Annotated in this window: 22 protein-coding genes and 1 pseudogene; 14 read left to right on the forward strand and 9 right to left on the reverse strand. The window is 41.3% G+C overall.

Features of this window, described 5'->3' with window-relative positions; genetic code table 11:
- The first annotated feature begins 155 nt into the window (after nt 1–155).
- A complete protein-coding gene (locus tag D3873_RS01750; RefSeq protein WP_119882400.1) occupies nt 156–620 on the forward strand; it encodes a DinB family protein in 465 nt (154 codons plus the stop codon).
- A 79-nt stretch (nt 621–699) separates the two neighbouring features.
- Here the strand turns inward: D3873_RS01750 and D3873_RS01755 are convergent, their stop codons facing one another.
- From D3873_RS01755 to D3873_RS01775, 5 genes are all read right to left on the reverse strand, one after another.
- Nucleotides 700–1,338: a response regulator transcription factor gene (locus tag D3873_RS01755; RefSeq protein WP_119882401.1), complete on the reverse strand. Its 639-nt coding sequence runs from the start codon at nt 1,336–1,338 to the stop codon at nt 700–702.
- Entirely contained in the window at nt 1,313–2,344 is a 1,032-nt protein-coding gene (locus tag D3873_RS01760) for a sensor histidine kinase (RefSeq protein WP_119882402.1), read from the reverse strand. The genes D3873_RS01755 and D3873_RS01760 overlap by 26 nt, the downstream gene beginning before the upstream one ends.
- Entirely contained in the window at nt 2,341–3,036 is a 696-nt protein-coding gene (gene liaF, locus D3873_RS01765; RefSeq protein WP_119882403.1) for a cell wall-active antibiotics response protein LiaF, read from the reverse strand. The genes D3873_RS01760 and liaF overlap by 4 nt, the downstream gene beginning before the upstream one ends.
- A gap of 122 nt (nt 3,037–3,158) precedes the next feature.
- The gene (locus D3873_RS01770; RefSeq protein WP_119882404.1) at nt 3,159–3,806 is read right to left on the reverse strand and encodes a PspA/IM30 family protein; all 648 of its coding nucleotides are present in this window, start codon (nt 3,804–3,806) and stop codon (nt 3,159–3,161) included.
- Between the two features lie 15 nt (nt 3,807–3,821).
- Entirely contained in the window at nt 3,822–4,166 is a 345-nt protein-coding gene (locus D3873_RS01775) for a lmo0954 family membrane protein (RefSeq protein ID WP_119882405.1), read from the reverse strand.
- Nucleotides 4,167–4,515: 349 nt separating this feature from the next.
- Between D3873_RS01775 and D3873_RS01780 the strand changes: the two genes are divergently transcribed.
- Both D3873_RS01780 and D3873_RS01785 read left to right on the forward strand, forming a co-directional pair.
- Nucleotides 4,516–5,664 carry a thiolase family protein gene (locus D3873_RS01780; RefSeq protein ID WP_119882406.1) on the forward strand — a complete coding sequence of 383 codons (1,149 nt, stop codon included), beginning with the start codon at nt 4,516–4,518 and terminating at the stop codon, nt 5,662–5,664.
- 117 nt (nt 5,665–5,781) lie between these two features.
- Nucleotides 5,782–6,333 (forward strand): GrpB family protein, encoded by a 552-nt coding sequence (locus tag D3873_RS01785; RefSeq protein WP_119882407.1) that lies wholly within the window; start codon nt 5,782–5,784, stop codon nt 6,331–6,333.
- Nucleotides 6,334–6,619: 286 nt separating this feature from the next.
- Here D3873_RS01785 and D3873_RS01790 read toward each other — a convergent pair whose 3' ends face one another.
- Entirely contained in the window at nt 6,620–7,492 is an 873-nt protein-coding gene (locus D3873_RS01790) for an IS3 family transposase (protein ID WP_162920106.1), read from the reverse strand.
- Nucleotides 7,489–7,779 (reverse strand): hypothetical protein, encoded by a 291-nt coding sequence (locus D3873_RS01795; protein ID WP_119882409.1) that lies wholly within the window; start codon nt 7,777–7,779, stop codon nt 7,489–7,491. The genes D3873_RS01790 and D3873_RS01795 overlap by 4 nt, the downstream gene beginning before the upstream one ends.
- 166 nt (nt 7,780–7,945) lie before the next feature.
- Here D3873_RS01795 and D3873_RS01800 point away from each other — a divergent pair, with 166 nt between their 5' ends.
- The 6 genes from D3873_RS01800 to D3873_RS01825 all read left to right on the forward strand — a co-directional run bounded on the left by D3873_RS01800 (nt 7,946) and on the right by D3873_RS01825 (nt 14,641).
- Entirely contained in the window at nt 7,946–8,716 is a 771-nt protein-coding gene (locus D3873_RS01800; RefSeq protein ID WP_119882410.1) for a 3-hydroxyacyl-CoA dehydrogenase, read from the forward strand.
- A gap of 11 nt (nt 8,717–8,727) precedes the next feature.
- Nucleotides 8,728–9,873 (forward strand): acyl-CoA dehydrogenase family protein, encoded by a 1,146-nt coding sequence (locus tag D3873_RS01805; protein WP_119882411.1) that lies wholly within the window; start codon nt 8,728–8,730, stop codon nt 9,871–9,873.
- A 96-nt stretch (nt 9,874–9,969) separates the two neighbouring features.
- Nucleotides 9,970–10,581, forward strand: a complete 612-nt coding sequence (locus tag D3873_RS01810; protein WP_119882412.1) for a DedA family protein — start codon at nt 9,970–9,972, stop codon at nt 10,579–10,581.
- 9 nt (nt 10,582–10,590) lie between these two features.
- On the forward strand, nt 10,591–11,418 hold the full coding sequence (locus D3873_RS01815; protein ID WP_119882413.1) for an undecaprenyl-diphosphate phosphatase: 828 nt from the start codon (nt 10,591–10,593) through the stop codon (nt 11,416–11,418).
- 142 nt (nt 11,419–11,560) lie between these two features.
- Nucleotides 11,561–13,129: a sensor domain-containing diguanylate cyclase gene (locus tag D3873_RS01820; RefSeq protein ID WP_119882414.1), complete on the forward strand. Its 1,569-nt coding sequence runs from the start codon at nt 11,561–11,563 to the stop codon at nt 13,127–13,129.
- A 306-nt stretch (nt 13,130–13,435) separates the two neighbouring features.
- Nucleotides 13,436–14,641: an MFS transporter gene (locus tag D3873_RS01825; RefSeq protein ID WP_119882415.1), complete on the forward strand. Its 1,206-nt coding sequence runs from the start codon at nt 13,436–13,438 to the stop codon at nt 14,639–14,641.
- A gap of 213 nt (nt 14,642–14,854) precedes the next feature.
- Here the strand turns inward: D3873_RS01825 and D3873_RS01830 are convergent, their stop codons facing one another.
- Nucleotides 14,855–15,652 (reverse strand): TIGR00266 family protein, encoded by a 798-nt coding sequence (locus tag D3873_RS01830; RefSeq protein WP_119882416.1) that lies wholly within the window; start codon nt 15,650–15,652, stop codon nt 14,855–14,857.
- A gap of 266 nt (nt 15,653–15,918) precedes the next feature.
- Between D3873_RS01830 and D3873_RS01835 the strand changes: the two genes are divergently transcribed.
- The 5 genes and pseudogenes from D3873_RS01835 (at nt 15,919) to abc-f (ending at nt 21,945) form a co-directional block, all read left to right on the forward strand.
- Complete coding sequence (locus D3873_RS01835; RefSeq protein ID WP_119882417.1) at nt 15,919–17,394, forward strand: aldehyde dehydrogenase family protein; 1,476 nt, start codon at nt 15,919–15,921, stop codon at nt 17,392–17,394.
- Between the two features lie 18 nt (nt 17,395–17,412).
- Nucleotides 17,413–18,585: a saccharopine dehydrogenase family protein gene (locus tag D3873_RS01840; protein WP_119882418.1), complete on the forward strand. Its 1,173-nt coding sequence runs from the start codon at nt 17,413–17,415 to the stop codon at nt 18,583–18,585.
- Nucleotides 18,586–18,600: 15 nt separating this feature from the next.
- The gene (locus D3873_RS01845) at nt 18,601–19,806 is read left to right on the forward strand and encodes an acyl-CoA dehydrogenase family protein (RefSeq protein ID WP_119882419.1); all 1,206 of its coding nucleotides are present in this window, start codon (nt 18,601–18,603) and stop codon (nt 19,804–19,806) included.
- A gap of 38 nt (nt 19,807–19,844) precedes the next feature.
- A complete protein-coding gene (locus tag D3873_RS13675; RefSeq protein ID WP_338014663.1) occupies nt 19,845–19,976 on the forward strand; it encodes an RAxF-45 family protein in 132 nt (43 codons plus the stop codon).
- A 107-nt stretch (nt 19,977–20,083) separates the two neighbouring features.
- Nucleotides 20,084–21,945 (forward strand): annotated as a pseudogene (gene abc-f / locus D3873_RS01850) (ribosomal protection-like ABC-F family protein).
- A gap of 57 nt (nt 21,946–22,002) precedes the next feature.
- On the opposite strand, the gene D3873_RS01855 reads toward abc-f, so the two are convergent.
- Complete coding sequence (locus D3873_RS01855) at nt 22,003–23,316, reverse strand: short-chain fatty acid transporter (RefSeq protein WP_119882420.1); 1,314 nt, start codon at nt 23,314–23,316, stop codon at nt 22,003–22,005.
- Nucleotides 23,317–23,343 lie beyond the last annotated feature (27 nt).

The raw sequence follows: 23,343 nt of genomic DNA on the forward strand, positions 1-23,343 counted from the left end.
ATTTGCGTTTGCCCATATGAAAATGCGGTTGTTATTTGAAGTATTGATTGGTAGATACAAAGTCACCATCTTACCTATGGTTCCTTTTATTCTTGGAAGGAATTTCTTTCGTAGATGGGATACAATGAACGTTAAGGGAAAGGGGTTGTGTAACGATGGAAGTGGTACGTCAAATGGAGTTTGCTAGATTGTATTCGCTAGGGAAAATAGAACGGATTGATGAGAACGAATGGGATGTGATACTAGAAGGAGAACCTAATACAATTCGTTGGAATGCAGGACATATTTTCACGTCGCATGAATCGCTTTTGAAACGGGCTATTCCCTCCTATACTGTCGTCCATCCAGAGTGGAAGCAGTTTTTCGAAGGAGGAACACGACCGTCTGAATGGGGAAACAATCCTCCAAGTAAAAGTGAAATTATTCACGCACTACAAGAACAAATTGTACGATTTGTCCCAGTGATTGGGGAGGATATGTATACTCCGATTAACGAACCGATCTCATTTGGTTCGATGCATTCTATTGAAAGCGTGGCAGGGGTACTTAATTTTATGGTGTGGCATGAAGGAATCCATATTGGTGCTCTATATGCGATGCATCGAGCGATTGCGAAATAAGATTTCCTCACATGATAACTTCCAGATGAAATAAAAGCAGTCTTTCAACTTACGAAAGGCTGCTTTGTATGTAGATGGGTCATTTTTTCTTCACTAATTCGTGCTCGTATGCGTACACGACAGCTTGTGTTCGATCCAGTACTTCTAATTTAGATAAGACATTGCTGACATGCGTTTTCACTGTTTTTAGCGCAATGAATAAGTCATCTGCGATTTCTTGGTTGGATTTTCCTTTTGCAAGTTCGAGCAAAATTTCCATCTCGCGGTCGGTCAATTCTGTGTGGAGCATTTTCTCCGAGTTTCCTCGCATTCTTGCCATCATTTTGTTTGTTACTTCAGGTTCTAACACCGCAGTCCCATTATGCGTTTGACGAATGGATTCGGCGATTTTTTGTGCATTGGATGTTTTCAATAAATAACTGACGGCTCCTGCCTCAAGTGCCGGATATACTTTGTCATCGTCTAAAAAGCTGGTGACAATCATAATTTTTGCGTCTGGCCATTTTGCGATAATTTCTTTTGTAGCTTCTGCACCTGTCATTCCAGGCATCATCATGTCCATCAAAATAATGTCGGGACGTAACGCTAGAGATAGCTCAATAGCATCAAAGCCGTTACCAGCTTCCCCGACGACTTCCATGTCTTTTTGTGATTGCAAGTATGCGGACAAACCTAGTCGCACCATTTCATGATCATCTACTAATAGAATTCGAATCATGTTGTTCCTCCTTTTCCATCGGCACTATTACCTCGACAATTGTTCCTTCTCCTGGAACAGAAACGACCTTACTACGTGCACCAATTTCAACTGCGCGTTCTTCAATGTGATGCAAGCCGTACGAACTCGATTTGTCTTCGTCTTTTGAAAAACCGACTCCATTATCTTGAATGCGTAAAAGAACGACTCCATCTCGTTGGATCAAGGTAATATCGACTTCGGTCGCTTTAGAATGACGAAGCGTATTCGACAACGATTCTTGCGCAATTCTAAATAAGTGATCCTCGGTTCCTTTGGAGAGCGTGACTTCTTCTAATTTAGTTCGGATGGTAAAATGAACTTTTTGTTTTAATTCTTCTACTAAGTCACGTAAACCTTCCGCCATTGTTTTATTATGCAAGGCGATTGGACGCAAGTGGAGTAAAAGCGCACGCATTTCAAGCTGTGCTTGCTGGACCATTTTTTCTGCTTGAAGGAGTACGGGAGTCACTTCTTCCTCGTTCTCTGTTATGGATGACAACAGCATGGAAGAGGCAAAAAGTTGCTGGGAAACGGAATCATGTAATTCACGAGCAAGACGTTGTCGTTCTTGTATGATTTGTTCTTGAATTCGTTGTTCTTCCCCTTCTGCGCGTTCGTCGGTAAGGCGTTTCAAACTATTTTGCTGCGTTTCGATAAGCGTTGTTATTTCGACCAGTTGCTTATGGATTTTTTTTGATACTTTTGGGAATGAAGCATTTCCTTTTTCAGAGGTCACTTTTTGTAACGAAGCTTCTACTTTGCGTTCACGAGAGGAAATCGCAAGTTGACTATTCATCGCGATTAAAAAACTGACGACGAAAATCCCCATTGCATACCATGCAATTAGGGGGATTTCTTCTTTCACGTTCAATAATACTTCCCATTTGGAGAGATCATTCCATCCCCAAATGCTTACAAGAACTCCCGCTAATCCTACTAGTAGCAAGAAAAATAAAAAGAATAGTCGTGAAAAGAACCCGTTCATCCTCGAACCACCTCTACTTCTCCGAAGAGTATAGAAACAGAAATAATGAGTTCTGCCTGGGATAGGGAAACACTGTCGTAGCCAGAAACGTGGCTGAGTGTTTGATTCCAAAGACGAGCTTTTGGCACTTCAAGTGCACATACATCTCCAATAATACTGGCAATATGAATGCGACAAGGAATGTCATGAGGGACGACAATTTTCACCTTCCCAAACGTTTGGCGGATGGAGATGAACGATGTTCCTTTCGGTAAAACGGTGTTCGTCGCATCTAGGACGATATTTCCATAGACGGATTGCATATGAACGTTTTCCCATTTATACGTTTCACTATGCGAAACAATCGTAAGTAGCGCGTTCCGCTGGACCCCTCTTGATGATTCGAACACACCAGAAAATGGCGCGAAAATCTCTTCTGGACCATTTCCTTTCCATAGGCGATACAATACGTACACAACGATTGCTAAAATGAGCAACCGTAAACTCCATAGAGACATGACGGCGGCTGCGACAAAGGGCACACCGATCCAAAATAAGACGCGTTTTTTTCGTTTTAATGCAAAGAATATAAATGCTGTTCCAAAAAGAACAAAGACAATACTGCCATTTTCAAAAAGTACAGACTCCAGCAAGATAAGACAAAACACTGCAAAAAGCCCAAATGTAAGTTGTTGCGTTGTAAACGTTGGCAAGTCTTTTCCTCCTTTTTCAAACAACAAACGTGCCAGTTATCCGTTGGTGACAGATCATCACGAACAAAACAGACGCCAAACGAAGAATCGCTAGCGTCCGTCTTCCAATTCTATCCTCTAGTTTACACAATTTCCTGCTTGTCTTCTTGCTTTTTTTGTAAAGAGTCAAGACGACGCTCCATGGAAGAGGAGCTATAGCTCGAGTCAACTTTAGTTCCTAATGACACGATGAAATGCTCTAAATCATCAAACGTTTTAATGGTTGTTTCCTTTTTAGAGGAGCTTCGCTCACCTAGAACGCGGTCCATTTGTGCATGTGCTCTTGTAACATTCTCTTTGCCCATTAAAGAAAGCTGACGTACTTTCATATCTTTCACTTTATGTTTCATTTCTTCAAACTTTTGTTCTAGCTCGAGTTGTTCACGAAGCGTCCGTTCTAAGCTTTCTTGAAGTGTTACCTTACGCGCTTCATAAGCTGCGACTTCTTGTTTAGCAAAGACGATTAAATCTTCTTCCCCTGCTAACTCCGCTAATGACAATTGCTCGACTCGCTTTGCTAAAAGTTGCTCGGTATCGTGCAATTCTTTCTCTAACTTTCCCTTTAGTGCACCTTGTCGTTCCATCCATTTACCCGTTTTTTCGGTTTGTTTCTCTGCTTCTTTGATGTAATGGTTCAATTGATGAATAGGATTCTTTTCTTCTTTTTTCTCTAACACGGTTTGAAGATCTGCTTCGATTGCGTATTTAAAACGTTTCCATAAAGTTGTCATGATGTTTTCCTCCAATTATTTTGTGATTTCTTTCCATTGTGACTCGAAATGTTGAAATGGGTCAGCATGATGAAGAGAAGGTGATGATTTTTCTTTTTGCCAAGCACGGTAGATGTACAGTACAGCGATAATTGCTGCGATTCCGATAAAGCCTGGAATATTTGCGATTCCAGTGACTAGACCAGAAAGTCCAATCAGTAACAAAACGACTTTTTTCCACGTTTTTCGTGCACTAGGGTAGTAGTGCATTGCTGCAACAACCATTCCTGCTGAAATTGCGAGCGCAAGTAATGAACCTAAATTTGCGAGGGCAATAATTGCTGCAACGATTCCCGCGATGATTAATCCAAATTTTTTCATGAGTGTAACTCCCTTCGGTTGATAGTTTTATCTTACGGCGTAGCAGAGTTTTACCGAACGGTCTCGGTATTGATTTTAGACTAGGTCTTGAGGCGTAGAGAACGTAAGTCTTGAACTATTGGACATCGTAACGCATGGTTGGAATAGAACTACGTGAGCCGCCAGTATAGAGAAGTAGCGAGCTTATTACCGTTGGAATGAAGATGCGGCGTATTGATTAAATAAAGAAGCGGAAAGGCAACGTAACTCGGAACCATTTCCCTTCCAAGAATTCACCTTTTCTTTTGTAAGAGTATGGTAAACTGAAAGAAATGAATAGTCATTCAATTCTGAATTTAGAGGTGGAAAAATGAGAGAAGTCGTCATTGTGGATGCAGCTAGAACTGCTATTGGAAAACGAAAAGGAATGTTAAAAGAGTATCGCCCCGATGAATTGCTTGGAAATTTACTCGATCAATTGGTAACACGTGTTGGAATGGAGAAAGGGCTGGTAGAAGACGTCATTATTGGTTCCGTTACCCAGACAGCAGAACAAGCTGGAAATATTGCTCGGACGGCATTACTAATTGGAGGATTTCCTGTGTCCGTTCCAGGGGTAACCATCGATCGTCAATGTGGATCAAGCCAACAAGCGGTGCATTTTGCATCACAAGCAATCCTGGCTGGAGATATGGACGTGGTAATTGCAGGTGGTGTAGAAAGCATGTCGAGAGTTACAATGTTTTCAAACGTCGGTGACACAAAACCAAGTGATAAATTGACAGCAGCATATGAAATCATTCACCAAGGAGTGTCAGCAGAACGAATTGCGGAAAAGTGGAACATTTCACGCGAAGAATTAGATAAATTTGCGCTAGCAAGTCATCAAAAAGCGTTATATGCAATTCAAAATGGACGTTTTGAACGAGAAATAATTCCCGTGGATGTATTTACGGAAGAAGGAACATACCGAAAATTTGATACAGACGAAGGACCACGTGTCGATGCTTCCATCGAAAAGTTAGCAGAACTAAAAACAGTCTTCCAAGAAGACGGAAGAATTACAGCTGGCAATGCCAGTCAAATGAGCGATGGAGCTTCAGCAGTGATCTTAGCGGAAAAAGCTTACGCAGAAAAAATGGGCTGGCCGATTCGAGCGAAAATCATTGCGCGAACAGTTGTAGGATCAGACCCAACGCTTATGCTGACTGGTCCAATTGATGCGACGAAAAAAGTGCTTGCTAAAGCAGGAATGACGTTAGATCAATTGGATCTGTATGAAGTGAATGAAGCATTTGCGTCTGTTCCGCTTGCGTGGCAAAAAGAATTGTCTGCCGACCCATCGAAGTTAAATGTCAACGGTGGCGCGATTGCATTAGGTCATCCGCTTGGCGCAACGGGTACGAAACTACTTAGCACCCTACTTCATGAATTAGAACGAACAAATAAAACGTACGGATTGCTTGCTATTTGTGAAGGAATGGGAATGGCAAACGCCACGATTATTGAGAGAGTTTAAGTAAAATGCTTCGTTTAGTAATAAGTTACTTTGAACTTATTGCAGGGCTAGCAAAAGAAATAGTGAAAACAAGAAGTAAAATGGATTTCTTACGTTTCTTTGAATAGGAGGAGGAGAATGACTTCTAATGTTGAAAATGACCAAACGATTCCAAAATGGGCTTATGAAAAAATAAAAATAGTGAGTCCAAATCCTTTCTGGGAAAAACAAGCAATTGAATGGAAAGATGAAGTAAGAAAACTGCTAATGCCTTTAGGAATTGAACAAGTCGAACATATCGGTAGTACTTCCATTCCAGGGCTACCCGCAAAACCAATAATTGATTTAATGGCACGTGTTCCTAATTTAGAAATGACAAACGAGCTGATAACGAATCTTGAAAAACATGATTGGCATTACGTTCCACCTGAATTAGATATGCGAAATTGGAGAAGATTCTTTGTGAAAGTCAAAGAGAATAGAAGGGTTGCCCATTTACACATCATGCAATCCAATGAAAAAAGATGGGAAGAGCATCTCGTATTTCGGGATACTTTGAAAGAAAATCGAGATCTTCTGAATGAATACGCCATACTAAAAAGTACATTAGCAATGCAATTCAAAGATGACAGGGAGCAGTATACGACTGCAAAATCACACTTTATCGAAAATGTACTACGAAATTCTTAGTGCGTAAGTAGGGAAGGGTTTCGTCAACGAAAGCCCACCATTTCATCATTTAAAGGAAAGTTTTCGCGGATGCGAAAACAACTGCATTGGAACTCGGGTTATTGGAGAGATTTCTACTATCAATAGGACGAATTAGACTAAGGCGCCGTTTAAATAGAAGTTCTTAAGATGGAATGATGTGCGGTTCACGCAGAAATGGTGCGATACATAAGGGTGACCTACTACCTGTCAAGTAGACAAGTAGTCCGCTCAAATTCCGCTCATTTCCGCCCTAGGCATTTTCTACTTAAGAAGCCATTTCTAGTAAAAGCTCTTTAGGAGTCTTCTTTGATTTTAATTGCGGTCGAACATTGTTATAATAAGAGATGTAATTTTCAACTGCCTTTATCATTTCTTCATCTGTTTTAGGGATTATAAAACATGGCATTTCTACTTTAAGCTTCCCAAAAAAGCTTTCGATGCATGCATTATCCCAACAGTTTCCTCTACGCGACATAGAGGGAGTTATGGAGTTTTGGTAAAGGTAATTTAAATATCTTGCACTAGTAAATTGCGATCCCTGATCACTATGTAGAATCGCATTCTTTTCCATAAGACCTTTCTCCAACAATTGATCAACTGCTTGTAAAACCATCGATGTCGTCATCGTATCGCTGATCGAGTAGGCGACTACCTCTCCATGGCACAAATCTTTAATGGCACATAGATATAAAAAATGTCTATAAGGTCTCTCGACCTCTAGATAAGTAATGTCAATACATAGTTTAATTCCTGGACGTTTAGCTTTAAAGTTACGGTTTAAAAGATTTCCGATTATCGCGTGTGGTTTTGATTTTTGTTTCCAATTATGACTTGTTTTTAATGGCATATGATAATCTCTTCGCATTCTCGCAATTCGCTTTACACTGACCTTAATTCCAGCCTTTTCTAATTCATTTTTCATTCGTTCATTCCCTAATGTACCTGCATGAGTATTGTAGATACTCAACATCTTGTTAAGAAGTGTTTTATCCTTTTCTGCTTTTCTTTCTTTATGGGAATTTTTCATCCACTTGTAATAACCGGATCGGGAGATCCCGACCATTAAACAAAGCTCTACAATGGACAAGAAACCTTTATAGTTCGTTACATACAAGCACTTTTCTTCGTAATATTTCACCTCCCCACTGAATCCATTCTCTTTTTTAAAACTGCTATCTCTCTTTTCAATTTCTCAATTTCAAGTACATATAATTTCTCTCGCTGTGTTTTTGGTTTTTTTCCTTGTTTACCGTGTAATACTTCAAAGCTTCCCGCTGTACGAACTAATTCAGCCCAATCCTGAACTCTTCTTCTGTTACTTATTTCTAACTCGACTGCAACACTTTGAGCAGACTCACCAGATAAATACCGCTCCACTGCAATCTTTTTTGTCGTAAAATCATATCGTTTGTAATTTGTAGACATCACTTTCACCGCTCCTATGCTTATAATATAGTTAAAGAATAACAGTTGAGCGGAATTAAACTGTCTACTTTAGGTTCATAGTACAGGGTTACCGTGCGATTCTTACGAAATATGTGCAATTTTTGAAGGAAGAGTATTAGAAATTGAACGTGGGGGCGATGGCTGTATGCAAATGTCTGGAAAAGTGGCGGTTATTACTGGGGGAGCTTCCGGTTTAGGGGAAGCAACGCTTCGCATGCTAGTGGATGAAGGTGCACAGGTTGCGATTTTTGATGTGAACGAAGCGCGAGGGAAGTTATTGGTCGAAGAGTTCGGAGAAAGTGTCGTCTTTTATTCCCCAACAGATGTGACGAATGCGGCGCAGGTAGAGCAAAACGTGGCTAGCGTGGTACAAAAATTCGGACGAATAGATGTGCTGGTTAGCTGTGCGGGGATTGCACCGCCGGCGAAGGTGCTTGGAAAAGATGGACCGATGGCTTTAGAAAAGTTTGCGACGATTGTGCAGGTGAATTTGATCGGGACGTTTAATGTGCTTCGCGTGGTCGCTCGTGTGATGCAGGAAAATGCACCAAATGAAGATGGCGAGCGTGGTGTAATTGTGAATACGGCTTCGGTTGCGGCGTTTGAAGGGCAAATTGGGCAAGCGGCGTATGCTGCGTCAAAGGCAGGAGTCGTTGGCATGACGTTACCAATTGCTCGTGAGTTTGCGCGGGACGGTATTCGCATGATGGCAATTGCACCAGGGCTTGTGGAGACGCCGATGTTTAATGGACTACCGGATGCTGCAAAAGCGACTTTGGCAAGTTCTGTGCCGTTTCCGAATCGTCTTGGAAAGCCGTCAGAGTATGCCCAGCTCGTGAAGAGTATTGTGGAGAATCCGATGTTGAATGGGGAAGTTATTCGATTAGATGGTGCGATTCGTATGGCACCGAAGTGAGGGGATTAAAAATGAGTAGATATCGGTTTGAAGAAGCAGAACATGTAGCGTTTCGTAAGTCGCTCCGGAAGTTTTTGGAGAAGGAAGCGGTGCCACACTATGACGAGTGGGAAAAGGAACGTCTGATTCCGAAAAGCTTTTGGAAAAAGCTTGGGGAGATGGGGTATTTAGCACCTCAATTACCTGAGGAATATGGAGGGCTAGAGACGGATTTCCGTTATGCGGTCATTATCGGAGAGGAAATGGAACGAGTTGGTGCGAGTTTAACAGGGGTCGGATTGCATAATGATATTGTGCTGCCTTATTTGGAGTCGTATGCGACAGAAGATCAGAAACGTCGATGGTTTCCAGGCTGTTTAACAGGGGAAACGATCACGGCAATTGCGATGACTGAACCAGGAGCAGGTTCAGATTTAGCGGGAATTCAGGCGACTGCGGTTCGAGATGGTGACTATTATATTGTAAATGGTTCAAAAACGTTTATTACAAATGGAATTCAAGCCAATTTAATCGTGACTGCCGTGAAGACGGACCCTCAAGCAAGACATAAAGGAATTAGTTTATTAGTTATGGAGGAAGGGACACCTGGGTTTAGTCGCGGGCGAAAGCTAGATAAAGTAGGGATGCACGGGCAAGATACGTCAGAACTCATCTTTGAGGATGCGAAAGTGCCAGTGTCGAATTTACTCGGCGAAGAAAACGCAGGGTTTTCTTACATGATGACGAAGTTGCAACAAGAACGTCTGATGGTAGCAATTTCTGCGCAAACGGCTGCGGAAGATATGGTGGAGATGACGCTTGCCTATGTGAAAAGTAGAACGGCATTTGGGAAGTCCATTGCTTCTTTCCAAAATACACAGTTTCAGTTAGTCGAGATGATGACGGAACTGGAACTAGGAAGAACGTTTTTGGAATCGTTAATCGAAGACCATATGGCCGGAAAAGATGTTGTCACCAAAGTGTCGATGGCAAAGTCGTGGATTACCGAAAAAGCAAAAGAGATGTCTGCGAAATGTATGCAACTTCACGGTGGATATGGTTACATGGAAGAATATAAAATTGCACGTAGGTTCAGAGATATTCCAGTAACGGCGATTTACGCAGGAACAAATGAGATTATGAAGGTTATAATTGCGAAGAATTTGGGCATACAGTAGTACGGGAACAAAAATCAGACTGAAACGTTCTTTAGACAGGTCTGATTTTTTTCGTTAGAATGAAAAGCGGTAAGTGAAATAAGTAGGAGTGAATATATGGAAAACTGGATTACGGACTTTATGAGTCAGTTTGGATACTTCGGTGTCTTTTTACTCATTATGTTGGAAAACGTTTTCCCTCCAATCCCGTCAGAAGTTATTTTGACGTTTGGTGGGTTTATGACAACGTATTCGGATATGACGCCTTTTGGTGTGATTGTTGCATCAACCGCGGGTTCAGTTGCGGGAGCCGTTATTTTATTTGGGATTGGGAAATTGTTAAACGTCGAGCGATTAGAGCGAATTATTGAGAAATATGGTCGAGTGTTACGTTTAACGAAGGAAGATGTACATAAAGCGGACGCTTGGTTTGACAGGTATGGTATTTGGACTGTCTTATTTTGTCGTTTAATTCCATTGATTCGTAGTTTAATTTCGATTCCAGCCGGTATGTCGGATATGCGATTTGGGTTATTTTTATTATTCACCACAATTGGAACCGTCGTTTGGAATACAATATTAGTATTAGTCGGAGCGGCAGTTGGAGACAACTGGGAATCAATTGTTGGATATATGGATATTTATTCTTCCATCGTGTATGTGATTCTAGCAGTCATCGGGATTGCGGCAATTGTGTGGTACATGCGTTTTAGAAAAAGTAGAGCATAAGGAGTACGTATGGAAATTATTGAGATTTTAAAAGCGATTATTTTAGGCTTTGTAGAAGGTATGACAGAGTTTGCGCCAGTATCTTCTACAGGTCATATGATTATAGTGGATGATTTGTGGTTAAAAACGACGGAGTTTTTAGATCAGTATTCTGCAAATACATTCAAAGTGGTCATTCAACTCGGTTCTATTTTGGCGGTAGTCGTTGTTTTTTGGAAACGATTATTTAGTTTAGTAGGATTGTATAAAATGAAAGATGTTGCACCAGGAGATCAGTTAAAACTGACACATGTCATCGTTGGATTATTGCCTGCAGGAATTTTAGGCGTGCTGTTTGAAGACTTCATTGATGAGAATTTGTTTTCTGCAGAGACAGTCGTAATCGGACTAGTTATTGGGGCATTTTTAATGATTGCAGCGGATTATTTCGGACCGAAAGTACCGCCTGTTCAAACACTTGATCAAATAACGTATCGTCAAGCGTTTATGGTGGGTCTGATTCAATGTTTCTCGTTGTGGCCAGGCTTTTCACGTTCAGGAGCGACGATTTCCGGCGGTGTTTTACTCGGGTTAAATCATCGAACTGCAGCTGACTTTACATTTATTATGGCCGTTCCAATTATGATGGGAGCGAGCTTTATTTCCTTGTTAAAAAACTGGGAGTACATCAATGCGGATGATATCGGATTTTATATTGCAGGATTCCTCAGTGCATTTGTTTTTGCGTTAATTTCCATTCGTTTCTTCTTAAAACTTATTGGAAGAGTTAAACTGACCCCGTTTGCGGTATATCGTATCATCCTCGCAATCGTAGTCGCAGCGATTCTTTATCTTTAAGTTTTTTAAGGTAGCACTTCTCAAAGTGGAGAGGTGCTATTTTAATTTGTAACGGCAAAAAATAGTTCTTCAAAACTAGTACTTACGTACCGATATAGATTATACTAGAATTAATATTCTGATAATTTGAAGGGGTGATGGTATGCAATTAAGCAACTTTCTTATTTATTTTTTTGCATATATCTTGCCCGCTTCGTTAATGTTAGCCTTTTCGTTCATCATTATTGCGAGAAATAGAGCAAGTGTCGAACATTGGCTAGGATTTTTACTTATGAACGCCTATACAGTTCTGTATATGGGAGAGTTCATTCGGCATATTTTACCCTCTGCGAGTAGTGGATACATTCAAACGTATATTACGACTCCTTGTGGCATCTTTATTCTATCTCTCGGTCTTCATTTCTTTGCGAAAATGTCGAATTTTAATGAAGTATTGAAACGTCCACTGTATCCATTCGCATTTTATGTGCCCGCAGTATTAGTCGTGCTTTCGGCGTTTTTGTCGAATCCTCACGAGAACGTGGATCAATATATTCGCAACGGCCCGTGGATTTACATTTTTTACGATCGTACGTACTTCATTACCATGATTGCAAGTGCGTTACTTGTCATCCCATATTATTTCATGCTTCGCTCGGGAAAAAACCGTGTACACTCTTTACGAGATGAGCGGTTAATGGTGTTTATGTCTCGCATCGTGATTGCGGTGTTTTTCCTCACGTTAGCGTTAGGATTACCATTTTTAGATGGCATACTTCCTCCAAAACCGTTTTATTATGTCGGAATCCTTTTTGGTATCGGTATTATGTACAGTATGTACCGATTTGATTTTTTGACGAATAACAATGATCAATATGAAACTATTTTCGAGCTTACCCCTTCTATAGCGCTTATTTTTAATGGTGACTGGCGGGTAGATGAATGGAATGTAGCAGCGGAAAGTTACCAATTATATCAAGACATGAGTTTTGATACGATTCTGGAAATGTACGGTGCGACGAGATATAAATCGAAACTTGTAACGATGTTTGAATCAGGGGAATTAATACGTGATTTCCCAGTTGATGTTCAAATGCCTGCAACTGAAGAGCTCCGATATTTTCTCGTGGATGGGAAACGATTTTTGAAAAATCGTAAATTTGCCTATTTCTTTTTGGTGCGAGATGTCACGGAAGAGAGAGAAGCGAGAGAAAAATTAAAGTTTATCGCCTTTCATGATCAGCTAACAGGAGTTGCCAACCGTGGTGCTTTTGTGAAGTTGTCAGAGACATTCATTCACGATAATCCGACGAGGCCAGCGTATTTTGGATTGCTCGATTTAGATTTTTTTAAAGCGATTAATGATTTCTATGGACACCAAATGGGCGATGAAGTGTTAAAGAAAACAGCAAAACTTTTGGAGGAGTTTGTTGGAAGTTTTGGAAGAGTAGGACGATTAGGTGGGGATGAGTTTGTGTTTGCCATTTTGGATAATGAAACATTTCCAACGATTGCATCAATTGAAAATAGATTAATCGCTTACTTTCAAGTAAACGCGCTCGTAGTAGAAGATGATGTTATTCCAATTGTTCCGAGTATCGGTATTAGTCGTTACCCGGATGAAGGTAGAACATATGATGACTTATATAGCCTGGCCGATCTACGGATGTACAAAGTGAAAAACGAGCGAAAAATTCGTCGCCAAAACCGACAGGAGAACGCGACCCGATAACTAATTTGCATAGGATTTATGAAGATGAAACGTCTTGCTACCGACTTCGGATAGTAAAGCGTTTCTTTTTTAGGTAGAAAATAGTTTCGTGACATTCCATAGGAGAAAAGATACACTAAACTATATTTACACAAAGGAGAGAGTTCATATGAAAAGCTTTCAGAAACAGATAAACACGTATACGGTAGGTTGTTTTAATCGATAAAAGAAAACAGTATTTCGGTTGTTAAATTGTAAAACAACTAACTGATTTTTTCTCTAAAACACCTCCGTCAAAAAAAAAGAGAAACCACGGAGGGAATCACATTGACGATTCAACGTTATTATTATGCTTTAACAAGTAGTAGAGCACTACTTATTCAAATGGTTTTTACGTTAAATGCCATTTACTATGTATCCAATGCGGGTTTAAATCCATTAGAGCTAGTGCTTATTGGAACGATTATGGAAGTCTCCGTTTTATTGTTTGAAATGCCGACAGGATTGTTTGCAGATCATTTTGGACGAAAAAAATCACTCGTACTCGGGACACTTATTTTAGGAGTAGCACATGTTGTAGAAGGAAGTACTCCAGAGTTTTGGGCAATTGCTTTAGCATCTGCGTTGTGGGGTTTTGGTTGGACGTTTATAAGTGGCGCGGAGCAAGCGTGGATTGCGGATGAACTAGATGGAAAAGACTTGGAGAGAACTTTTTTACGAGGTGCTCAATTTACTTCGTTTGCCCGTTTCCTTGGGATTGGAGTGAGTGTAGGTGTTGCGACTTTGTACTCCCCTCAAGTATCGATTATCGTAGCGGGAGCCCTTTTAATCGTCGTAGCAGGTATCGCGTTTTGGAAAGTTCCAGAAACAAAATTTGTTCCTGTCGATCGTGAAGCAGGAGACAACGGTTTTCTTCACATGGTCAAAACCTTGAAAACGGCTGCCAATCAAGTAAAAGGAAACACCGTACTAGCAACCATCGCGTTTGTCACGCTTTTTATCGGACTTGCAAGTGAAGGATTTGACCGATTGTACGGAGCGCACTTTATTGTGGACTACAACCTTGAGGAAGAAAAAGCGGTTGTCTGGTTTGGCGTTTTGTATGCGGTCGCATTTTTACTCAATATGCTTCTGCTGAAAATCGTGGAAGTAAGAGTAAAGCATCGTTTAGGAACTGCTTTAATGCTCATTAATCTACTCATTGTCTTTACGATGATTGGATTTGCATGGGTAGGAAATGTTTGGATCGCGGTAGCTTTATACTGGATGACTAGTGCACTTCGAAACGTCAATTATCCACTCATTAGTGTACTGACAAATGAACGTTTAGAGTCGAAGGGACGAGCGACTGCCCTGTCGATGATTGGTCAATTGGATGCGTTTGGGCAAATTGCCGGAGGACCACTTGTTGGATTACTTGCACTCTACACATCGATTGCGGGAGGAATTACCTCTTCTGCGATTCTCATTTTACCGGTTGTGTATTTTTTATGGAAAATGAATCATGCGATCAAAACGAGCAAAACGATTTGATTCAAGCGTGTCAAAAACGACCGCCATTTTCTAGAAGGTATCAATAACAGCAACACCTTCTCTAAAATTATTGTTCCGTTTCCATGTCCCGGTTTACAACAATGAATAGTACGTAAAGTTGCAAGATTTTTTTCGCCAAAAAAATCCGAATGATGTCGAAACCTCTGTAAGAGACTCGAACAATCATTCGGATTTGTCTTTTGTCTAAAGGTTTTATTTCCCGCCTAACAAGTCAAAAAGACCGCCAGCTAAACTCCCTTCGCCTGGTGAACCTCCACCTGGTGTTTGAGGTGCTGCCGCAAATACTTTGCTCGCAAGTCGACTAAATGGTAAGGATTGAATCCAGACCGTTCCTGGTCCTCGAAGAGTAGCAAAGAACAATCCTTCTCCGCCAAATAAAGCCGTTTTGACGCCACGAACCATTTCAATGTTGTAATCGACTTCACTCGTCATCGCTACTAAACACCCAGTATCAACACGTAGAACTTCCCCTGCTTGAAGATCCTTTCGGATAATCGTCCCGCCAGCATGAACAAAAGCTAAGCCGTCACCTTCTAACTTCTGCATAATGAAGCCTTCGCCACCGAAAAAGCCAGTACCAAGTTTACGCTGAAATTCTACGCCTACGGTTACACCTTTCGCTGCTGCTAAAAACGCATCTTTTTGACAAATAATTTTGCCACCCATTTCGGATAAATCCATCGGAATAATTTTCCCGGGATAAGGTGATGCAAACGATACATGTTTTTTCCCGTGTTGGACATTCGTAAAGGTGGTCATAAATAAGCTTTCACCAGTGATGAGTCGCTTCCCTGCGCCCATTAATTTCCCCATAATTCCAGCACCTTGAGACCCGGATCCATCTCCAAAGATTGTCTCCATCTCAATGCCATCTTCCATCATCATTAAGCTTCCTGCTTCTGCAATGACCGTTTCTTGCGGATCAAGTTCAACTTCCACAAACTGCATATCATCCCCGTGGATTTTGTAATCAATTTCGTGGTTATTCATGGATTCCATTCCTCCTGACAGTTATCTAATAATGTATACGCGAACGATTGGAAAAGGTTTCATTCAAAGAACGTCCTTGCAAAATGGACACATCCTCATTAATAGCGTATGGAATGCGGTTGCTTTTTGCGGAATAAAATGAAGAATGTTTACATGAAACGATCAAGTGCACGGAACAATTCTTTTCTTGTGGAGAAAAAGGATTTTTAAAATGAATTGTCGAACTATTCTTAATGTAAGCGTTTTCAAAAGAAAGGGGAAATAATATGCAGTTACAAAATTACATCGGGGGAAAATGGCAAAATTATACAGGAGAGTTTGCGGCAGTATTGAATCCTGCAACGGGAGAAGAGCTAGCTCAAGTGCCTCTTTCGACAAATGAAGAAGTAGAATCTGCAGTAAGTGCTGCAAAAAAAGCGCAAAAAGAATGGGCATTAGTTCCGGCACCAAAACGTGCGGATTATTTATATGAAGTAGCCCGGATTATGAAAGAAAAGAAAGAACATTTAGCTCAAGTATTAACAAAAGAAATGGGCAAAGTGATTGAAGAAGGCAGAGGGGAAGTTCAAGAAGGAATAGATATGGCCTATTACATGGCAGGAGAAGGTCGTCGCTTATTCGGGGAGACGACACCATCGGAGCTTGCGAATAAATTTGCGATGAGTGTTCGTGCGCCAATTGGTGTTGTAGGACTGATTACGCCATGGAATTTCCCTGTTGCGATTGCCACGTGGAAATCGTTCCCAGCGATTGTTGCAGGAAATACGTTCCTGTGGAAGCCAGCAACGGAAACTCCGATGATGGCCTATGAAATGGCAAAAGTATTTGAGGAAGCCGGCTTGCCTCCTGGCGTAGCGAATATTGTTTTTGGTTCGGGTTCTACAGTTGGTACAGCGATGATCGAACATCCAGACGTTAAAGTGATTTCGTTCACTGGTTCCACAGAGACTGGAAAGTCAGTGGCGGAGCTGGGGGGAAGACACTTAAAGAAAGTATCGCTTGAAATGGGTGGTAAAAATGCTGTTATCGTCATGGATGATGCGGATTTAGATCTAGCAGTAGAAGGTATTTTGTGGAGTGCTTTTGGAACGGCAGGACAACGTTGCACAGCATGTAGCCGAGTGATTGTGCACAAGGACGTGAAAAAAGAGTTAGAACAAAAATTGTTGACTGCGATGGAAGGGTTAACGATTGGGAATGGGTTGGACGAGTCAGTAAAAATTGGTCCTGTCATTAATGAGAAAGCGATGGAGAAAATCGCATCGTATATAGAAGTTGGAAAGTCCGAAGGTGCAACGCTTCTAGCAGGAGGTACTTCATTAACCGACGGAGAACTTGCGAACGGACAATACTTTGCACCGACGCTCTTCTCGGATGTGAAATGGGATAGCAGGCTGGCACAAGAGGAGATTTTTGGACCAGTCGTTTCGCTCATAGAAGTAAACTCGCTTGAAGAAGCAATTGAAGTAAATAATAGCGTGAAATATGGCTTGTCGAGTTCTATATTCTCTCGTGATGTGAATAAAGTATTCCGTGCGGTTCGAGATTTGGACACGGGAATTGTGTACGTCAATGCCGGGACAACTGGGGCAGAAATTCACTTACCATTTGGAGGAACAAAAGGTACTGGTAATGGACATCGCGATAGCGGAGTAGCGGCACTCGACGTTTATACAGAGTGGAAAAGTGTGTACATCGATTACAGCGGCAAGCTGCAACGTGCACAAATCGATACAGAATAACGCAAAGGGGATGGGAGAATGAAAGTAGTTGTACTAGGTGCAGGTTTGATGGGGAAAGAAGCGGCACGAGATTTGGTACAAAGTGAGCAAGTAGAACACGTTTACTTATGTGACTTGGATGTTGGGCAGGCAACATTGTTTGCGCAAAACTTAGGGAACGACAAGCTACACATTGAACGATTAGATGCGAATGATGATGCAGATTTGAAACGGGTAATGTCGCTTGGTGACGTCGTGATTAATGCACTCTTTTATTCATTTAACGAAAAAGTGGCACGCACAGCAATTGAAGTGGGAGTTCACTCCGTTGATTTAGGTGGACATATTGGTGGCGCGACGGATGCGGTATTGGAAATGAAAGCTGCAGCGGAACATAAAGGTGTCACACTCATCCCAGATTTAGGGGTAGCTCCAGGGATGATTAATATTTTGGCAGGATACGGGGCGAGCAAACTCGACAATGTAGAACTCATTAAATTGTTTGTTGGCGGAATTCCACTCGATCCAGAAGGGCCATTAAAGTACAACATTGTGTTTTCATTAGATGGAGTTATGGATCATTATTCCGATTCATCTCACATGATTCGAGATGGAAAGCTGATGGAAGTAGAGTCATTAACGGAAGTGGAACCGATCCATTTTGACGGCTTCGGTACGCTTGAAGCATTCCATACTTCCGGCGGGACATCCACGTTAACAAAAACATTTCCACACGTCCAAACAATGGAATATAAAACAATTCGGTACCCAGGGCATGCCGAAAAGTTTAAATTGCTAGTGGATTTAGGGTTAACGCAAAAAGATCGGATGGTCCATATTAACGGCCAAGAGATTAACACTCGAGAAGTCCTAAAAGAAGCACTTACTCCGAGATTGTTATTAGGAGACAAACAAGATGCCGTGTTGCTTCGAGTGATTGTTTCAGGTGAAAAGAACGACGAACGTGTCACATACGAATACGAAATGGTCACGAAAAAAGACACTTCCCACAATGTGACCGCAATGGCCCGTGCGACGGCAAATACTATTTCGGTTGTCGCACAAATGATTGGCAAAGGACAAATTGTAAAGCGCGGTGTGTATCCACCAGAACAAATTGTTCCAGGCGATATTTACTTACAAGAAATGGCGAAACGAGGCGTCATTATTGAGGAAAGTATCCGTAAGTCAGCACCCATCGTGAAAGGCTAACAGGAGGAACTCATCATGAACTTTGAATTCTCAGAAGAACAAACACTACTGCGTAAAACGGTGAGAGGCTTTGTGAATGAAGAAATCTTGCCGTATATCAAAGAATGGGATGCAACAGGTGGATTCGATCCAGCGATATGGAAACGACTAGCGGAATTAGGTTTAATGGGCGTATGTGTTCCAGAAGCGTATGGCGGAAGCGGAATGGATTATAATGCGTTAGCAATCGTTTGTGAGGAATTAGAACGAGGTGATACTGCATTTCGAACCGCGGTATCTGTTCATATCGGTTTAAACTCGATGACACTTATGCAATGGGGAACAGAAGAACAGAAACAAAAATATTTAGTCCCACAAGCAAAAGGGGAAAAAATTGGGGCATTCGGACTAACCGAACCTGGAGCTGGCTCGGATGTCGCGGGGATGTCGTCAAGCGCTACTCGTGAAGGTGATTATTATGTCTTAAAAGGGCAAAAAACATGGATTTCCTTATGTGATGTAGCGGATCACTTTATTGTCTTTGCGTACACAGATAAATCCAAAAAACACCATGGAATTTCCGCCTTTATCGTCGAACGAACGATGGAAGGATTTTCGTCGAAAGCGATTAAAGGCAAATACGGAATTCGGGCAGGAAATACGGGTGAAATTTTCTTTGATGATATTAAAGTCCCAGTAGAAAATCGATTAGGAGAAGAAGGAGAAGGATTTAAAATAGCGATGGCTGCACTCGACAATGGACGATTCACAGTTGCAGCGGGAGCAGCAGGTCTCATTATGGCTTGTCTAGAAGCAAGTGTTTCCTATAGTTTAGATCGGAAAACGTTTGGAAAAGCCATTGCAGATCATCAATTAGTGCAGCAAATGATTGCGAAAATGGAAGCTGGCCTTCAAATGAGCCGATTACTAGTCTATAAAGTCGGGGAAATGAAAAATAAAGGGATTCGGAACACACGCGAAACGTCGATGGCTAAATGGCAAGCATGCGATTTTGCGAATCAAGCCGCAGATGACGCGGTACAAGTACATGGTGCATACGGATATTCCGATGAGTACCCAGTAGCAAGATACTTAAGGAATTCTAAAGCACCTGTCATTTATGAAGGAACAAGAGAAATTCACACGATTATGCAAGCGGAGTATGCTCTTGGTCGACGTAAGGATAAAGCGTTAAACAAAATGTTGCCAAAATGGCCATTTGAAGTGGATCAAAAGATATGATAAACTATTGTCAAAGTTATGAACGGAGGTGAGGAAAGATGATCAAGACGCTGGCTGCACATGTTTATATATTGGAATTTTTGTCCGAGACACGTGCATTTACATTCGATTTTGCGACCAACGGGACAGGTCTGTCCATTTTTAGCAAATTACATGTAAACTTCAGCTGAAACGGTCCATCTTTCCAATCCAAATTGTTAGGATATAAAGACTGCTTTTCAGGCAGTCTTTTTTTGATGTCGTTTTTCGCTGAGATAATCGAAAGGAAGCGAAAAGAATGATATGTACAGTACAAGAAATAAGTAAAATGCTCGGTGGGAATACCATTTTTGACAATGTGTCGTTGCATATAAAAACAGGAGATAAAGTAGGAATCGTTGGCCGGAATGGATCGGGTAAGACAACTTTGTTCAAATTAATTGCGGGAATTGAGTCTCCTGATCAAGGGATTATTTCATTCAAAAAAGGAACGCAAATTGGCTATTTAGCACAAATACCTGCCTATGAAAGCACATTATCTGGCCGAAATGTCATGATGCTCGCATTTTCTGAATTACACGAGATGAAGCGTCAAATGGAAGACATGGAGTCCCAAATGACGACAGCATCTCCAGATCAATTAGAACGGATTTTAAGTAAATATGGTGACTACAAGAACAGTTTAGTATGCGTGGCGGTTACGAGATGGATGCGGAGCTCGAAAAAATGATAGAAGGACTTCAATTGCACGGATTTGTCGAGCGAGCGTTTTCAACCATGAGTGGTGGAGAGCAAACGAAAATCATGCTTGGCCAATTGCTGCTAACTCAACCTGATTTACTATTGCTAGATGAACCGACGAATCATTTGGACTTGTTTGCAGTAGAATGGCTGGAAAGCTATTTGCGTGACTACAGTGGCACCATTGTCATCGTCAGTCATGACCGCTATTTTTTAGACGAAGTTGTAACAAAAGTAGTCGATTTAGAAGACGGAGAATTCCATGTCTATCACGGAAACTACTCCTCGTTTCTTGTGCAAAAAGAAGAGAGACTAATGCGTGAGTTCCAACAATATGAGGAACAACAGAAAAAAATCAAGAAGATGCGGGAAACGATTAAACGATTACGGATTTGGGCAAATGAAGCGAATCCTCCAAATGCAGGACTGCATCGTCGTGCTTCTAGTATGGAAAAAGCATTAGAGCGAATGGAAAAACTTCGTAAACCAATAATTGATCCTAAAAAGATGCAACTAGAATTTGAATCGACCGATCGAAGTGGAAAAGAAGTGCTGATTTTAGAGGATGTCACAAAGCGGTACGAAACGAACGTGCTTTTTCAACATGTGAATATGGCGGTTCATTGGCAAGATCGAATGGCAATTGTCGGAAGAAACGGCACTGGGAAATCGACTATTTTAAAACTTGCATTAGAACAAGAACAAGCTAGTGAAGGGATCGTGAAAATTGGTTCGAATGTAAAAGTAGGATTTCTATCCCAACACTTTGTCGTCGAGGATAAAAAAGCGCGATTAATCGATGTGTTTCGAGACGAAGTCGCCGTTTTCGAAGGAGAAGCGAGACAAATTCTTGCGAAGTTTATGTTTTATGGGCCGGATGTTTTTAAACGTGTAGGGGATTTAAGTGGTGGAGAAAAAATGCGTTTACGACTAGCGCAGCTGATGCATCAAGACGTCAATTTCTTATTGTTAGACGAACCGACTAATCATTTAGATATTGAATCTCGTGAAGTGTTGGAAGATGCATTGGAAGAATTTACTGGGACGATACTTGCTGTTTCACATGATCGTTACTTCTTAAACAAACTTTTTCCAAGAACTGCGTGGCTTGAAAATCAATCGATTGTGACATTTGAAGGATCCTATGAATATGCACGGAAAAAATGGGATGAAGTGTATCGAGTGGAGCAAGCACCGGTTGAAAAGATGCGTCATGACAAACCGGAAAAAAGAAAACCAGAACCACAACGAAATGTGGAGGAAGAAATTGCAGACTTAGAAAGAAAATTGGAATCTATAACACAGGCAATGGAAAATGAATCCGATTGGAACGTCTACGAAACACAACAAGAAGAAAAAGTGAAAGTAGAACAGCAATTAGAATCACTTCTAGCAGAATGGCTCGAAGAGAGTGTATAAGAAAAGACATCGTCTCCCGTTGACAGAGACGATGTCTTTTTTGGTGCTACTAGGTGTTTAGAAGAAATAAAGTCCTAAACTAATGACGATTCCGCTTAATATCAAAACAAATACACAATAACCCATGATGTCTTTTGCGCGAAGACCAGCGATTGCTAATGCCGGAAGTGCCCAGAAAGGCTGAATCATATTCGTCCACGCATCTCCCCAAGCGATAGCCATCGCTGTTTTTGAATAGCTGACACCAAGAGAGTTCGCAGCATCGAGCATAATAGGTGCTTGTACTGCCCATTGACCACCACCGGAAGGTACGAAGAAATTCACAATTCCTGCTGCATAAAATGTAAAGAGCGGGAAGGTGTGTTCATTCGAAATGCTAACGAAAGCTTCGGACACGACACCTGCAAGGCCAGAAGTTACCATCATTCCCATGATTCCTGCATAGAATGGGAACTGGATGATAATTCCGCCAGCTGTTTTGACCGCATTTGCAACCGCAGCCAAATAATTTCTCGGTGTCCCGTGGAAAATGATACCTAAAATGACAAACAAGAAATTGACAATGTTAATGTTTAAGTCAAAGCCACGGGTGGCGAAGTGCCACACTAAATAGATGACCCCAATGAGTCCTATTAACATCGAAAGAATATAACTATCTTCTAATCGTGAAGCAGGAGTAATCGTTTCTGGCTTCTCGATAATCGGCTCATCCTGTAACAAAGCAGGGTCAATCATGAACGTGTCTTCTTTTTTCGGCATCATCCAGCGATTCAATAATGGAATCGTGATGATTAATACGATGACGATTAGTAAGTTATACGTCGAAAAGATAGTTTCAGTTGTTGGAACAATCCCCATTATATCTTGATATGGATGATCTTTTGTCGCAATCGAAAGAGGAATGGAACCAGCTAATCCCCCGTGCCAAATTACAAATCCCGAATAAGCACTTGCGATCAATAATCGATAGTCTACTGTCGGAACTTTTTTTGCTATTTCCTTTGCAAATAAAGCACCGATCACAAGTCCGAATCCCCAATTAATCCAACAAGCGATTAGGGAAACGAATGTCACAAGTAAAATAGCTGACCCAGGTGACTTTGCACCATTGGCCATTCCAGAAAGCAATCGCTTAAATAGTGGGCTACTAGCCAAAACATGTCCTGCTACTAGAACAATAACCATTTGCATCGTGAATGCAAGTAACCCCCAGAATCCATCTCCCCAGTATGTCACCATATCAAGTGGACCTGAGTCTGTTAACCCAATACCGAGAAGGAAAACAAGTAGCGTTAAGATAGCAACAAATATGTATGGATCAGGTAAATATCGCTCCATGAGAGCATTAGAAAAACGAGTAATACTTTTCATCGAATCCTCCTTCACATGATGTATTTC

Origin of the sequence: Paenisporosarcina cavernae (genome assembly GCF_003595195.1) — a bacterium.
Lineage (GTDB): Bacteria > Bacillota > Bacilli > Bacillales_A > Planococcaceae > Paenisporosarcina > Paenisporosarcina cavernae.